General features: G+C 62.5%; 16 protein-coding genes and 2 pseudogenes. 14 read left to right on the top strand and 4 right to left on the bottom strand.

Annotated features, from left to right (window positions below):
- The 14 genes and pseudogenes from JX325_RS06565 to rplT all read left to right on the top strand — a co-directional run.
- Window positions 1-509, top strand: a pseudogene (locus JX325_RS06565) (acetyl-CoA carboxylase biotin carboxylase subunit); the annotation flags it as partial.
- Entirely contained in the window at window positions 506-1,360 is an 855-nt protein-coding gene (accD, locus tag JX325_RS06560; protein WP_204790354.1) for an acetyl-CoA carboxylase, carboxyltransferase subunit beta, read from the top strand. The pseudogene JX325_RS06565 and the gene accD, both read left to right, overlap by 4 nt.
- A complete protein-coding gene (locus tag JX325_RS06555; protein ID WP_204790353.1) occupies window positions 1,357-2,169 on the top strand; it encodes an acetyl-CoA carboxylase carboxyltransferase subunit alpha in 813 nt (270 codons plus the stop codon). The genes accD and JX325_RS06555 overlap by 4 nt, the downstream gene beginning before the upstream one ends.
- Window positions 2,166-3,116 (top strand): 3-oxoacyl-ACP synthase III family protein, encoded by a 951-nt coding sequence (locus JX325_RS06550; protein ID WP_204790352.1) that lies wholly within the window; start codon window positions 2,166-2,168, stop codon window positions 3,114-3,116. Before JX325_RS06555 ends, JX325_RS06550 begins: the two co-directional genes overlap by 4 nt.
- A 15-nt stretch (window positions 3,117-3,131) precedes the next feature.
- Window positions 3,132-4,070, top strand: coding sequence for a nitronate monooxygenase (locus JX325_RS06545; protein WP_204790351.1), 939 nt, complete (start codon window positions 3,132-3,134; stop codon window positions 4,068-4,070).
- A complete protein-coding gene (locus JX325_RS06540) occupies window positions 4,061-5,149 on the top strand; it encodes a nitronate monooxygenase family protein (RefSeq protein ID WP_204790350.1) in 1,089 nt (362 codons plus the stop codon). The genes JX325_RS06545 and JX325_RS06540 overlap by 10 nt, the downstream gene beginning before the upstream one ends.
- Window positions 5,146-6,084, top strand: coding sequence for an ACP S-malonyltransferase (fabD, locus tag JX325_RS06535; protein ID WP_204790349.1), 939 nt, complete (start codon window positions 5,146-5,148; stop codon window positions 6,082-6,084). Before JX325_RS06540 ends, fabD begins: the two co-directional genes overlap by 4 nt.
- A complete protein-coding gene (gene fabG / locus JX325_RS06530) occupies window positions 6,084-6,827 on the top strand; it encodes a 3-oxoacyl-[acyl-carrier-protein] reductase (RefSeq protein WP_204790357.1) in 744 nt (247 codons plus the stop codon). The genes fabD and fabG overlap by 1 nt, the downstream gene beginning before the upstream one ends.
- 14 nt (window positions 6,828-6,841) lie before the next feature.
- Complete coding sequence (fabF, locus tag JX325_RS06525; RefSeq protein ID WP_204790348.1) at window positions 6,842-8,083, top strand: beta-ketoacyl-ACP synthase II; 1,242 nt, start codon at window positions 6,842-6,844, stop codon at window positions 8,081-8,083.
- A gap of 9 nt (window positions 8,084-8,092) precedes the next feature.
- A complete protein-coding gene (fabZ, locus tag JX325_RS06520) occupies window positions 8,093-8,518 on the top strand; it encodes a 3-hydroxyacyl-ACP dehydratase FabZ (protein ID WP_204790356.1) in 426 nt (141 codons plus the stop codon).
- A 76-nt stretch (window positions 8,519-8,594) separates the two neighbouring features.
- Window positions 8,595-9,056, top strand: a complete 462-nt coding sequence (locus JX325_RS06515; RefSeq protein WP_204790347.1) for a MarR family transcriptional regulator — start codon at window positions 8,595-8,597, stop codon at window positions 9,054-9,056.
- Between the two features lie 478 nt (window positions 9,057-9,534).
- Complete coding sequence (gene infC / locus JX325_RS06510) at window positions 9,535-10,059, top strand: translation initiation factor IF-3 (protein WP_243413958.1); 525 nt, start codon at window positions 9,535-9,537, stop codon at window positions 10,057-10,059.
- Window positions 10,060-10,099: 40 nt separating this feature from the next.
- A complete protein-coding gene (gene rpmI / locus JX325_RS06505; protein ID WP_204790346.1) occupies window positions 10,100-10,297 on the top strand; it encodes a 50S ribosomal protein L35 in 198 nt (65 codons plus the stop codon).
- A gap of 20 nt (window positions 10,298-10,317) precedes the next feature.
- Entirely contained in the window at window positions 10,318-10,668 is a 351-nt protein-coding gene (rplT, locus tag JX325_RS06500) for a 50S ribosomal protein L20 (protein WP_204790345.1), read from the top strand.
- 85 nt (window positions 10,669-10,753) lie between these two features.
- Here the strand turns inward: rplT and trmB are convergent, their stop codons facing one another.
- The 4 genes and pseudogenes from trmB to JX325_RS06480 form a co-directional block, all read right to left on the bottom strand.
- Complete coding sequence (trmB, locus tag JX325_RS06495; RefSeq protein ID WP_204790344.1) at window positions 10,754-11,779, bottom strand: tRNA (guanosine(46)-N7)-methyltransferase TrmB; 1,026 nt, start codon at window positions 11,777-11,779, stop codon at window positions 10,754-10,756.
- 197 nt (window positions 11,780-11,976) lie between these two features.
- The gene (locus JX325_RS06490; RefSeq protein WP_204790343.1) at window positions 11,977-12,630 is read right to left on the bottom strand and encodes a thymidylate synthase; all 654 of its coding nucleotides are present in this window, start codon (window positions 12,628-12,630) and stop codon (window positions 11,977-11,979) included.
- Window positions 12,631-12,939: 309 nt separating this feature from the next.
- The gene (locus tag JX325_RS06485; RefSeq protein ID WP_204790342.1) at window positions 12,940-13,398 is read right to left on the bottom strand and encodes a hypothetical protein; all 459 of its coding nucleotides are present in this window, start codon (window positions 13,396-13,398) and stop codon (window positions 12,940-12,942) included.
- A gap of 123 nt (window positions 13,399-13,521) precedes the next feature.
- Window positions 13,522-14,265, bottom strand: a pseudogene (locus tag JX325_RS06480) (recombinase); the annotation flags it as partial.

Here is a 14,265-nt window from a genome sequence, read left to right as displayed (position 1 = left end):
AGGTGGAGCACGGGGTCACGGAGCTGGTCACCGGGGTGGATCTGGTGCGCCAGCAGCTTCGGATTGCCTCCGGCCTGCCTCTGGATATGGGGCAGGAGGACATAACGATCCGGGGCTGCGCCATGGAGTGCCGGGTCAACGCCGAGGACCCCCACGGGGACTTCCGCCCCTGCCCCGGCAAGGTGGAGTTCCTTCACTTCCCCGGCGGCGCGGGGGTCCGGGTGGATTCCTGCCTCTACAACGGCTGCACCATGTCCCCCTATTACGATTCCCTGGCCGCCAAGGTCCTGGCCCACGGGGCCACCCGGCTGGAGGCCATCCGCAAGCTCCGCCGCTGCCTGGAGGAATTCACCCTGGAGGGCTTCCCCACCAACGCGGAGCTGTCCTATGAGATTTTATTCCACCCCGTTTNCGTCNNGGGCCGGTGCACCACGGGCTTTTTGGACGCGCNCCTGGCGGAGCTGCTGGACTTCAGCCGCCGGGTGGAGGAGAAGGAGGCGGAGGCATGAGCAGCATCTTTGCCAAGCGCCGGGCCCGGCTTTTGGCCATGAAGGCCATCCGGGACAGCTACGTCCCGGGGGACCAGCTGGTGGCCTGCCCCAAGTGCGGCGGAGAGAGTCAGCGGAAGGACGTGGCGGGGAATCTCTCCGTCTGCCCCCTCTGCGGCTATCACTTCCCCATCGGGGCCTATTACCGGCTCAGTACCATTCTGGACCCCGGCAGCTTCCGGGAGCTGAACGAAAAGCTCCCCGCCGCCGATCCCCTGTCCTTCCCCGGCTACCGGGAGAAGCAGCGCCTGGCCCAGCGGAAAACCGGCCTCACGGAGGCCGCCGTCACCGCCACCGGAACCATCGGCGGGCGGAAGTGCGTGGCGGGCGTGCTGGACAGCCGCTTTTTCATGGGCAGTATGAGCGCCGCCGTGGGGGAGAAGATCACCCTGGCCATTGAGTACGCGGCGAAAAACAAGCTGCCCTTGATCCTCTTCTCCGCCAGCGGCGGGGCCCGGATGCAGGAGGGCATTTTGTCTCTGATGCAGATGGCGAAAACCTCCGCCGCCCTGGCCCGGTTTTCGGAGAAGGGGCTGCTTTACATCTCCGTCCTGACGGACCCCACCACCGGCGGCGTCACCGCCAGCTTCGCCTCCCTGGGTGACATCATCCTGGCGGAGCCGGGGGCCTTAATCGGCTTTGCCGGGCCCCGGGTGATTCAGCAGACCATCGGCGAGACGCTGCCGGAGGGCTTCCAGCGGGCGGAATACCAGGAGGAGCACGGCTTTGTGGACGCGGTGGTCCCCCGGGGAGAGCTCCGGGAGACCCTGAGCCGCCTTCTGCGGCTTCACGAGAAAGGAGGCCGCCCATGAGCAGGCTTACCGCCGCGGAGCGGGTTGCCGCGGCCCGGCACCCCCAGCGGCCCAATATTANGGATACCATCGGCGCCCTCTTCACCGATTTTTTCGAGCAGAAGGGGGACCGCCTCTGCCGGNAGGACCCGGCCATTTTAGGGGGAATCGCCCTGTACCACGGGCGGCCCGTCACCGTCATCGGCACCCGGAAGGGGAAAACGGCGGAGGAGAGCATCCGCTGCAACTTCGGCATGCCGGGGCCCGAGGGCTACCGGAAGGCCCTNCGCCTCATGCGGCAGGCGGAGAAGTTCCGCCGCCCGGTGCTCACCTTTATCGACACCTCCGGGGCCTATCCCGGCCTGGAGGCCGAGGCACGGGGACAGGGGGAGGCCATCGCCCGGAATTTGATGGAGATGAGCCGCCTCACGGTGCCGGTCATCGCCGTGATCACCGGCGAGGGCAACAGCGGCGGGGCCCTGGCCCTGGGTGTGGCCGACCGGGTGCTGATGCTGGAGAACGCGGTTTACGCCATTCTCTCCCCGGAGGGCTTCGCCTCCATCCTCTGGAAGGACGCGGCGCGGCACGCGGAGGCCTGTGACCTGATGAAGCTCACCGCCCCGGACCTGCTGGCCCTGGGGATCGTGGACGACGTGGTCCCGGAGCCGGAGGGCGGGGCCCACCTGGCCCCGGAGCTTGTGTTCCAGGAGCTGGACCGCGCCTTAAGCCGCCACCTGGCGGCGCTTTTAAAGGAGAGCGGTGGAAGCCTGGCGGAAAAGCGTTATCAAAAATTCAGGAAAATGGGCGTGCCCCCGAAGGAGGAGTCATGAACGGAATCAAAATTCGGGGGACCGGCCGGGGGGTGCCCGGGAAGCTGGTGAGCAACCGGGACCTGGAGAAGCTTGTGGAGACGAACGACGAGTGGATTTCCAGCCGTACCGGCATCAAAACCCGGCACCACTGCGCCGGGGAGGAGACCTTTTCCGCCATCACCGCCCAGGCGGCCCGCCGGGCCCTGGCGGACGCGGGAGTCTCGCCGGAGGAAATCGGGGCCTGCATCGTGGCCACGGTGACCCCGGAGACCATGGTCCCCTCCGCCGCCTGTACGCTCCAGCGGGAGCTGGGGCTTCCGGAGGATATTCTTTGCTTCGATTTGGGGGCGGCTTGCAGCGGCTTTTTGTTCGCCCTCCATACCATGGAGTGTTTGCTGAACGCCTCCCCCCGGAAATTCGGACTGGTGGTGGGGGCGGAAAACCTGAGCCGCTGCATCGACTGGTCTGACCGGGGGACGTGCATCCTCTTCGGGGACGGAGCCGGGGCCGCCGTAGTGGAGTGCCGGGAGGGCTGGCCCTCCATCTCCTCCATCATGGGCTGTCACGGCAGCGGCGAGCTGCTCCGCCTCCCAGGCCCGGGGGCGGGGGAGCCCGGCCTCATCTCCATGGAGGGCACCCGGGTCTTCAAGTTCGCCGTGGAGGCGGTGCCCTGGTGCGTGGACCAGGTGCTGAAAAAGACGGGACGGACCGTGNAGGATGTGGACTTCTTCGTCTTCCACCAGGCCAACGCCCGGATCATCGACCTGGTGGTGCGGAAATACCGCATTCCGCCGGAGAAGTATTATNANAACATCGCCGNATACGGCAACACCTCCGCCGCCAGCATTCCCCTGGTCCTCAGCGAGCTCCGGGAGCAGGGAAAAATCGGCCCCGGCAGCCGGATTCTGGCCGTGGGCTTCGGCGGCGGCCTGACCTGGGGAGGATGCCTGATTGAGTTCGCGTGAGGGGAGAGACATACTGTGAAAAAATTAAACGAAATCCTGGGGACCGAGTTCCCCATTATCCAGGGCGGCATGGCCAACGTGGCCACCGGCGAGTTCGCCGCCGCCTGCTCCAACGCCGGGGCCCTGGGCATGATTGCCACCGGGGCCTGGGATGCGGACCGGGTGCGGAGCGAGATCCGCCGGGCTCGGGAGTTGACCGATAAGCCCTTTGGCGTGAACCTGATGCTGATGAACCCCTGCGCCGCCGGCATCGCCCAGGTGATTCTGGACGAGGGCGTGCAGGTTGTCACCACCGGCGCGGGAAACCCCGGCCAGTTCATCCCCGCCTGGAAGGAAGCCGGAATCAAGGTTATCCCCGTGGTGGCGGCGGCGGTGCTGGCAAAGCGGCTCAGCCGTTACGGCGTGGACGCCTTCGTGGCCGAGGGCATGGAGTCCGGGGGCCATGTGGGGGAGATGACCACCATGGCCCTGGTGCCCCNGGTCATCGNCGCGGTGGACGTGCCCGTCATCGCCGCCGGCGGCATCGCCGACGGGCGGCAGATGGCGGCGGCCCTGGCCCTGGGGGCCGCTGGCGTCCAGGTGGGCACCTGCCTGCTGGCAAGCCCGGAGTGCCCCATTCATGAAAACTACAAGCAGGCGGTCCTGAAGGCCAAGGACAGCGACACCACCGTCACGGGCCGCTCCATCGGCGGGCCGGTGCGGGTGCTGAAAAACAAGATGGCCCGGGAGTACCTGGCCCTGGAAAAGCGGAACGCCACGCTGGAAGAGCTGGAAACCGTTACCATCGGCGGCCTCCGCCGGGCGGTGCTGGAGGGCGACGTGGACCGCGGCAGCGTCATGATGGGCCAGGTGGCCGGAATGGTCCACGAAATCCGGCCCCTGCGGCAGATTTTTGAGGAGCTGTACAACGGCGGAAAGGCCGTTCTGGAACAGGTGCACCAGGAATGGCGGTGACGATCCGGGGGAAGGCCCTGGAGCTCCCCATTGTCCAGGGGGGCATGGGCATCGGCGTCAGCCTGGAGCGGCTGGCGGGAGCCGTGGCCGCGCTNGGGGGCATGGGCACCCTGTCCGCCGCCTTCTGCGGCTTCCGGGAAGTGGATTTTTCGACGAATCCCCGGGAGGCCAACCTCCGGGCCCTGGCCCGGCAGATTGGCAGGGCAAAGGAGATTGCCAAGGGCGCGGGATTGGTGGCGGTGAACGTCATGGTAGCCGCCGCCCAGTACGCCGACAGCGTGCGCGCCGCCCTCCGGGCGGGGGTGGACGCGGTGGTCTGCGGCGCGGGCCTTCCCAAGGATCTGCCGGGCCTGGCGGCGGAGGTGGGAAACGAGGACGCGGCCCTGGCCCCGGTGGTCAGCGGGGGCCGGTCCGCCGCCTTGATCTGCAAGCTGTGGGACCGGCGCTATGGCCGGGTTCCGGACTTTGTGGTTGTGGAGGGCCCCCTGGCCGGGGGACACCTGGGCTTTTCCCCCGAGGAGGCCCGGGAGGCCCAGGCGGGACGGCCCCGCCCCCTGTCCGCCCTGCTGGCGGAGGTGCTGGAAGCCCTGGCCCCCTTCCGGGAGAAGTACGGGCGGGATATCCCGGTCTTTGTGGCCGGGGGCGTGAAGAGCGGGGCGGAGCTGCGCCGCTACATGGACCAGGGCGCGGCGGGAGTCCAGTTTGCCACCCGCTTCATCGCCACGGAGGAGTGCGACGCCAGCTCCGGTTATAAACAGGCTCTGCTGGACGCGGAGGCGGAGGACGTCACCATTGTCCAGAGCCCCGTGGGCATGCCGGGCCGGGCCCTGAGAAGCCCGCTGATCCGGCGGGTGGAGGCGGGAACGCAGCCGAAAATCACCCGCTGCGACCGCTGCCTTGCCGCCTGTGACTGCAAGACCGCCCCCTACTGCATTTCCAAGGCGCTGATTGCCGCCGTGGAGGGGGACTGGGAAAACGGCCTCTTCTTCTGCGGGGCCAACGCCGGGGAGGTCAACACGCTTTCCACGGTCAAAGAGCAGATGGACCAGATTTTAAACGAATGGAGGACCGCGCCATGAAGCTCGGTTTCTTATACGCCGGACAGGGCAGCCAGCACCCCGGCATGGGGGCGGATTTGTACAANGCCTATCCCNCCNTCCGGCAGGTGCTGGACGCCGCCCAGGCGGAGNTGGATTTTGACCTGAGGAGGACCTCGTTTGAGGACCCGGAGGGCGTACTGAACCAGACCCGCTATACCCAGCCCTGCATGGTGGCCTTCGCCGCCGGGCTGACGGCGGTGCTGCGGNAAAAGGGGATCGTCCCCGCCGTGGCGGCGGGCCTCTCTTTGGGGGAGTACTCCGCCCTTCACGCCGCCGGAGTGTTTGATGCAAAGACGGCGGTCCGCCTGGCGGCCTTCCGGGGGAAGGCCATGGAGGAGGCCGCAAAAGGCCAAGACAGCGCCATGACGGCCGTCCTGGGCCTGGACCGGGAGCCGCTGCAAAGGGCCTGTGAGGCGGCGGCGGACCTGGGGACCGTGGTCATTGCCAACTACAACTGCCCCGGCCAGCTGGTCATTGGCGGGGACAAGGCGGCGGTGNAGAAGGCCGCGTCCCTGGCGAAGGAACAGGGCGCGAAGCGCTGTCTCCCCCTGAAGGTCAGCGGCCCCTTCCATACGCCTTTGATGAAGCCCGCCGGGGAGGCGCTGGAGAGGTATTTCCAGAACGNGCCCTTTGAAGCGCCCGGAATTCCCGTCCTCTACAACTGCCTGGGCCGGGAGAAGGGGGCGGAGGATTCCATTCCCGCCCTGCTGGTCCGTCAGGTCCAGAGCAGCGTCTTTATGGAAGACACCATCCGCCGCATGGCGGAGCTGGGCCTGGACGCCCTGGTGGAAATCGGGCCGGGGAAGGCCCTCAGCGGCTTTGTGAAGAAAACCGTTCCCGGCCTCCCGGTTTACGCCGTGGAGAGCCCGGCGGACGTGGAGGCCCTGGAAGGGCTGGTAAAGGAGAACGGATGATGAAGTTCGAGGGAAAGACCGCCGTCGTCACCGGCGGAAGCCGGGGCATCGGCCGGGCCGTCTGCCTGGAGCTGGCGGCGGGAGGGGCCAATGTGGTCCTCTGCTACGCCGGGAACGAGGCGGCGGCCCAGGAGACCGTCCAAGCCGTGGAGGCCCTGGGGGCCAAGGCCCTGGCGGTCCGGTGCGACGTGTCCGACGCCGCCCAGGTGGACGCGCTGGTAAAGTCCGCGGTTGAGGCGTTTGGAAGAATCGACATTCTGGTGAACAACGCCGGGGTTACCCGGGACAATCTGATTATGCGCATGGGCGAGGAGGACTTCGACGCGGTTATCGCCGCCAATTTGAAGGGGGCCTTCCTCTGCATGAAGGCCGTTTCCAGGCTGATGCTGAAACAGCGCTATGGCCGCATCGTGAATTTGAGCTCCGTGGTGGCCCTCCGGGGCAACGCCGGGCAGGTGAACTACGCCGCCAGCAAGGCGGGGATCGTCGGCATGACGAAGTCCCTGGCCAAGGAGCTGGCTTCCCGGGGGGTGACGGTCAACGCCGTGGCCCCGGGCTTCATCGAGACGGACATGACCGCGGCCCTGTCCGAGTCCGCCCGTTCCGCCGCCCAGGGGAGCATCCCCATGGGCCGCCTGGGCGCGCCGGAGGACGTGGCCCGGGCCGTCGGGTTCCTGGCCGGCGATAACGCCGCCTACATCACCGGCCAGGTGCTGGCCGTGGATGGCGGCATGTCAATGTAATGGGAGGTTTGACTATGGAACGACGAAGAGTCGTGATTACCGGCCTGGGGGCCGTCACGCCCCTGGGCCTCACCGTGCCGGAGAGCTGGCGGGCCGTCCGNGAGGGCGTTTGCGGCGTGGGGCCCATCACCGCCTATGATCCCGCCGGGATGAAGGTGCAGCTTGCCGCCGAGGTCAAGGGCTTCGACCCCGGCGCCCTCTTCGGAAAGCCCGAGGCCAAGCGGATGGGCCGCTTTACCCAGTTCGCCCTGGCCGCCGCCCGGGAGGCTTTGGCGGACAGCGGCTTCCGGGTGGAAAACGCCGACGCGAAACGCTGCGGCGTCTCTGTCTCCAGCGGTATCGGCGGCATCGCCATCACGGAGGAGGAGCATGACCGGGGCCTGGCCAAGGGCTGGGACCGGGTGTCCCCCTTCTTCATCCCCACCGGCATCTGCAACATGGCCGCCGGGCGGGTGGCCATCGACGCGGGCTTCCGGGGGATGTGCACCTGCCCCGTCACCGCCTGCGCGGGAGGGACCAACGCCGTGGGCGACGCCTTCCGCTATATCCGGGACGGCTATGCCGNGGCAATGCTCTGCGGCGGCAGCGAGGCGGCTTTGACGCCCCTGGCCGTGGGGGGCTTTACCTCCATGAAGGCCCTGTCCCAGTCAACGGACCCCAGCCGGGCCTCCATCCCCTTTGACGCGGAGCGCAGCGGCTTCGTCATGGGAGAGGGCGCGGGCGTGCTTTTGCTGGAGGAGCTGGACCACGCCTTGGCCCGGGGGGCGAAAATCTACGCGGAAATCGCCGGGTATGGGGCCACCTGCGACGCCTATCACATGACCGCCCCCCGGCCCGACGGCAGCGGCGGCGCGGAGGCCATGGCCCTGGCCCTGGCCGACGGCGGCGTGAGGCAGGAGGAAGTGGACTACATCAACGCCCACGGGACCTCCACCCACTTAAACGACGCGGGGGAGACCGCCGCCATCAAAACGGTGTTCGGGGACCGCGCCCGCAAGCTGGCGGTCAGCTCCACCAAGTCCATGACCGGCCATATGCTGGGGGCGGCGGGGGCCGTGGAGGCCATCTTCACCGCCCTGGCGCTGAAGGACGGATTTCTCCCGGCCACGATTAACTACCAGGTTCCGGACCCGGCATGTGATTTGGACGTTGTGCCCAATCAGGGCCGGGAGGCGGATATCCGCTGCGCCCTGTCCAACTCCCTGGGCTTCGGCGGGCACAACGGCTGCCTGTTATTTAAAAAGTGGGAGGCGTGAGCGATGGCCATGCAGTATGATTCCAACCAGATTGCCGCGATCCTGCCCCACCGCTACCCCTTTGCGCTGGTGGATAAAATTGTGGACGGCGAGCCGGGCCAGTGGGCCAAGGGCGTAAAGTGCGTCACGGTCAACGAGCCCTTCTTCCAGGGCCACTTTCCTCAAAAGCATGTGATGCCCGGCGTGCTCCTCATCGAGGCCCTGGCCCAGGTGGGGGGCGTGGCGGTGCTGGCCCTGCCGGAGAACCGGGGGAAGCTGGCCTTCCTGGGCCGGGTGAAGGACGCCCGGTTCAAGCGCCAGGTGGTCCCCGGGGACGTGGTGGAGCTGGAGTGCCGCCTGACCCGGCAGAAGGGCCCCATTGGCGTGGGGGAGTGCACCGCCAGGGTGGACGGCGAGACGGCCGTGACGGCGGAGTTGACCTTTGCTATCGGGTAAAAAAGCGTCCGTTGCGTTTTTCCGGCGGCCCGGTTATAATAGGGGAGGAAAAACTGCCGCGGAAGGAGGAAGGGCCATGCTGGAGCAGGCGTTCAACAGCGTGTATTNGAAATTCAAGCTGCACTTTTATCAGGAGATTTTCCGGCGCTTTCAGGACCGGGAGGCCAGCCTGACCACCGTGGAGACCTTTTGCATGGAGTCCATCCAGGCCTTGGGCCGTCCCACCGTGAATGAGTTTGCCGGTTNTATGCGCATCTCCCCGCCCAACGCGGCCTATAAGGTCAACAGCCTGGTGAAAAAGGGGTACGTCCGCAAGNNCCAGTCCGCCAGCGANCGGNGGGAGTATCACCTGGAGGTCACCCAGAAGTACCTGGATTACTACAATGTGTCCCGGAACTATATCGAGATGGTGATGGACCGGGNGGCCGCCCGCTTCACCTCGGAAGAATGCGNNAAGCTGGAGGAGATGCTCCGGATCGTCGACCGGGAGTTAATGCCGGAGGTGGGCCTCCCGCCGGAGCGGGAGGAGAACGCGTGAAAACAGGCGGCAGGTCAAAGACCTGCCGCCTGTTTTGGGAAAAGAGGAGCTTACTTGCGGTTTTCCTTCTGGTTCTGGCGCTGCTCCTTCTGGTTGTTCTGCTGATTCTGCTCGCGCTCGTTCTGGTTGTTCCGGTTCTCCATTGAGAACACCTCCTTTCGCCTCCGAAGGGCGTCTTGAAATCGCCTGGCCGCTCCGGCGGGACGCCGATTTGAAGGCACCCTCCAGTGAGTTCAGAGGTTATTCTTGCCGCCGGATTTGAAAAATATTCAAAAAGGAGAAAAATCTTTGTTGACAAACCGGCGGGGGGCTGATATACTGATTTGGCAAAACAAAGAAGGCTGACTGCATCCGCCTCACCTCCAGCGCATCGCGAAGAGGTCAAGAACGATTTTTCCGAGCTGCCGTCCCCGGCGGTTCGTTGTCGCGCGGATGCCTTGCGGTGTCCGCGTTTTGTGATTTTTAGGATGGAGGTGCTTTGACCATTAGTAAGCAAGTGCATGAACTGAACGAGAGTATCGGCGACAAGGAGATCCGTCTGATCGGCTCCGCGGGCGAGCAGCTTGGCATTATGGCCCCCATGCAGGCCCTGCGCATCGCCGAGGAACAGAATCTGGACTTGGTCAAGATTTCGCCCCAGGCCAAACCCCCGGTCTGCAAGCTGATGAACTATGGGAAGTTCCGCTTTGAGCAGAGCAAGCGGGAGAAAGAGGNCCGGAAGAACCAGCATGTGGTGGAGATCAAGGAGATTCGGATGTCTCCGGGCATTGACATCGGGGATTTCAACACGAAGCTCCGGAATGCCCAGAAGTTCATTGCCGACGGCAACCGGGTCAAGGTCTCTGTCCGTTTCCGCGGCCGCGAGATGGCGCACACCGATATCGGACGGGACCTGCTGACCCGCTTTGCCGAGCAGTGCGTTGAGATTGCCAATTTGGACCGGCCCGCGAAGCTGGAGGGGCGGATGATGTCCATCTTCCTCTCCCCCAAGGCCGGCAAGTAAACACTTTGTAAGTTCAAAAACACGGAAGGAGTCAATCGTCATGCCGAAACTGAAGACCCACAGCGGCGCAAAAAAGAGATTCAACCTCACCAAGACCNGNAAGGTCAAACGCGCCAAAGCCTTTAAAAGCCACATTCTGACCAAAAAGGACACCAAGCGGACCCGCCGCCTCCGCAGCGGCGGCTATGCCGANGCCACCAACGTGGACGCCATCCGCAAGATGATCCCCTACAAGTAAGAAAAGGAGGCTTTTGAAACATGGCTAGAGTCAAAGGCGCGATGATGACGCGCAAGAGAAGAAATAANATCATGAAGCTGGCGAAGGGCTACTGGGGCTCCAAGTCCAAGCACTTCCGGGTGGCCAATCAGGCCGTCATGAAGTCCCTGAGCTACGCCTACACCGGCNGCAAGCTGAAGAAGCGTGATTTCCGCTCCCTGTGGATCACCCGTATCTCCGCCGCCTGCAAGCTCAACGGGATGAACTACTCCACCTTTATGCACGGCCTGAAAACCGCCGGTGTGGAGATCAACCGGAAGATGCTGGCCGAGCTGGCCGTCAGCGACGCCGCCGCCTTCACCCAGCTCACTGAGATCGCCAAGAAGGCGTAACCGGATTTTTGAGAGACAATAAAAGGACTTCGGAAGGGATTCCGAAGTCCTTTTTTGCGCAGGTGATTCCGGCGGCGCGGCATTTTTAAGTCCCGGCCCGGCAGAAGTAGGGCCCGCAGGCCTCCTCATGGGTGTGGACATAGNTCCAGGTGAAATCCTTGTCCACCAGGTAGACGTCGTNGAGGTCCNNAAAAANNTNCGCCGCCAANGGCAGCTCCTCCGGCTTCACGTAGGGAAGGCCGTTCCACTTTCCCTCATAAAAGAGATAGGCCTTCCCGGCGGGCAGGGCCGCCAGGGCGTCCCGGGCGCCGCCGCCCTCCAGACAGGGAACCAGCTTCCAGGAGAAGATGTGCCAGAGGTAATTTCCCTCCGCCAGCACATACTTTCCCAGGTCCGCTTCCGAAACGTCCCCGGCGAAGGCGTCCAGCCACTGGTTTTTCACCGCCCGGAAGGTGGTGGGGAAGGGTGCGTCCCACTCCGTCATGGTGCCCACACAGCGGTTGATAGGCTGGCCCAGTCCATAAAACTTGGCCTCATAGTCCGTCATGACCCCCACGGGGCCGTTCTCATGGAGGTTCCGGGTGACCTCCGACAGAGCAAAGCCGAACTGGGGAAGCTCCTCCACGGAGAACTCGAAGAGGGGCTGGTTGTCCGTTTTGAAATGAATCTGCCCGCCCATTTTCAGCACCTGGCGGTAGAGCTTCAAAAAGTTCCCGTGGGTCAGCCGCCGCTTGGCGTGGCGGCCNCTGNGCCAGGGNTCGCAGAAATTGATGTAGATGCGGTCCACCTCGCCGGGTGCGAAGAAATAGGGGAGCTGGTCCGCGTTNGCGCTGATAAACCAGACGTTGGAAAGGCCCGCGCTGACGCAGCGCTCCATGGCCACCACCATNGCGTCGGGCACCATCTCCACNGCCAGGNACAGCACGTCCGGCTGGGCGGCGGCGGTGCCGGCGGTGAAGCGGCCCTTGCCGCAGCCCAGCTCCAGGTGGACCTCCCGGGCCTGGGGCATCAGATCCCGCCAATGGCCGGGGCGGTCGTAGGGGTCCCGGATGAGCCGGTCCGCGCAGCGCTCCATCCGGGNAATCAGGTTTTTCTTTTTCCGCATTCGCATAGGGCGGCGTCCTCCTGAGTTGATGAGCCGGGGCTTAGGCCTTGTTTGAAAATTGGCGGAATGCCGGATTGGGGCAGATTTTTTTGCCAGGCAAGGCGATTTGACGCGGGAAGCCTGACGGATTTCAAGTCAAATCAACGCAGTCCTGGCGGAAAAAGATGCCCATAGACGGCGTTTTGCCATGTTTCAAACAAGGCCTAAACAGCGCCCTCGGCTTTTAAAATGCCATGCACTTTGGCTTCGTCTTTGCGGTAATAGTGGGCGGACTTGACCAGCAGCGTCAAACGCCCTCGAGGCATTCCCGTCTTTTCGGAAACGGTTTGCAGGATAGTCTCAAGCATCACAAGATTGATGTAGGCCTTGCANCCGAAATCCAAGGCGCGGCCGTAAACCGTGAGATTGAGGTTTCCTGACTCCTCCTGAAAGTCCAGCAGGCTGACGCAGGGGATGCAGCCCTCGTCGGTCAAAGGCTCGAAGGTGGTAATNGTGGCGGACCGCGTGTGGGGATTTTCGTTCAGGCGGTGGATTACCCATTGCAGCTGGTCCTTTTGGTCCATGTAGGAGAATAGGCGAGAGGCATAGGAAGTTTCATTGTGGAGCTCCTTGACGTGCTCCTGAACCGTGAAATTTCGGACCATCCAGTCGTATTCCTCTTGGACCTTGTGCCGCTCTATGATGGCGTCTGGGAGAGCCGCGTCTGAGACGGCAAAGGCTAATCCAAAGACCTCTTTTGCGTTGGCATGCTCTCCGGCGTTGTCCGTATAGGCCGCAGCGGCTCCCTGCTGGTAAATGGTGCGCAGTACCGCGATCCAGGCTTCGCCAAGACTCGAAAACAAACCTAAATCGTGCATGTATGTGATTTTCTTATTTTTTTAATTCATTCCCACTCGTTGCTGGGTATCATATTCTAACGGATTTTGCTTTAGAAATATGATGCCCTGTTCTTTTGATTATTTGATATATCCATATTATCCAGCCTATACGATGGGCTGTTATCAAATTGTTATCAACGATGATAACGGGAGGCAGAGCATATTGCTTTTTCTCTGGCGGTTTACGACTTTAATAATAGCACAAAAGGCGGGNAAATGCAACTACATTCCCCCGCTTTTCCCAGGGTGTTCATCAATAGCCCCCATGATAAACTGGAAGCTGTCAAATTATCCCTTATACTCATTCCGGATTTTTGTAGATATGTAATAGTCTGGCGATGCAATGATTGTTCCGTCTTTCAATATAATCATCATACTGTTCATATCTTTATCTATATCAATCTTTTGGACATCCAGGCGGGAAAAATTACCCGCATAATAGAATGATATATTTTGATAGTCATTGCCCTGCCAATCAATTTTTACTTCTACCCCATCTCTGCATGACGGTTCATAATACTCAATGGCAAAAGTTCCAACAAAACTGGTAGAAAATAATGTTTTCCTAAGATTACCTGCAATTTTAATGGAAGATGTTATATTGGACCAATCATCGTCTTCATATACATCTACGCTTATAGTCTTATCAATCGTTTTGTTAATTCCATATGTGCCTAACCATACGGCCATAAAAAGAAGTACACCAATAACAGCGATAAAAGGCCATTTTACTTTGATGCTTTTCAAATGGGACACCTCCAATGACATTTAATAAAATTACAGTTTATCATTCTCATTATAACAGTAAAATCACCCGCTGACAAGTACAAAACGGGAGGGCATCCCGTTGGAGCGCCCTCCCGCTGTCCGTTACCTCGCCCCCCGGCTAAACCTCCGCTTTGCTTTCTTCTGCTCCTGCTCTTGTGCCTCCAGGCGCTTTGCGTCCTCCACGGCCCGCTCTACTTCCTTCGGGCCGAAAGCCCGCTTCACCCGCTCAAAGTCGGCAACCGTCCCCCGCAGGGACTTGTTCTCCATCTTCACCTCCTGCAAGCGGTCAGACAACCGCTCGTTGCCCTCTCTCGCCCGTCCATAGTCCNCCTGCAACCGCTCATACTTCCTTTTCAACTCGACATAGGCCCGATACAAAGAGCGCAGCACCTTGACGATCTGCGCCAACAGGGGCTTGGCTTTCTTCTCCCGGTAGGACTTGGCACTTTCCAGCAGCCCCGGCTCCGGCAATATCCGCTCCGGGTCGTTGGAGAACTGCGCCGCCAACTGCTCCATGTTCCTCATAGCCGGGGCCAGTTCCTTTAGCCGCTGTTCCTGCCGCTCCACCTGACTTTGCTTCTTGGCCTTGACTGCCTCCAGCTCGGCAATCTCCTTGGCCCGCTGTTCTTTCTTGTAGTCCATCACAGACAGGTGCTTGTCGTGGGTGCCCTTGTTCTCCCACTCTATCCCGTGGCGCTCCATCACAGCGGCAAGCTGTTCCTTTTCAGAGCGTACCCACTGGCTCCACTCCGTATCGCCCCTGGTGCCGCCTTTGAAGCCCTGGGCCGCTAACGCCTGTTTGAGTGATACCCTTGTGTCCAGGCCCCGCTTGCTCCCGGTGGTGAA

The sequence above is a fragment of the Oscillibacter sp. CU971 genome (assembly GCF_905219725.1).
Classification (GTDB): domain Bacteria; phylum Bacillota; class Clostridia; order Oscillospirales; family Oscillospiraceae; genus Oscillibacter.
Note: the sequence above shows the minus strand (reverse complement) of the source record. Positions and strands in the feature narration are given on the sequence as shown.

Coding starts and splice junctions, on each gene's coding strand:
- fabG (WP_204790357.1), top strand. CDS start 6,084: ATGAAGTTCGAGGGAAAGACCGCCGTCGTCACCGGCGGAAGCCGGGGC.
- fabZ (WP_204790356.1), top strand. CDS start 8,093: ATGCAGTATGATTCCAACCAGATTGCCGCGATCCTGCCCCACCGCTAC.
- accD (WP_204790354.1), top strand. CDS start 506: ATGAGCAGCATCTTTGCCAAGCGCCGGGCCCGGCTTTTGGCCATGAAG.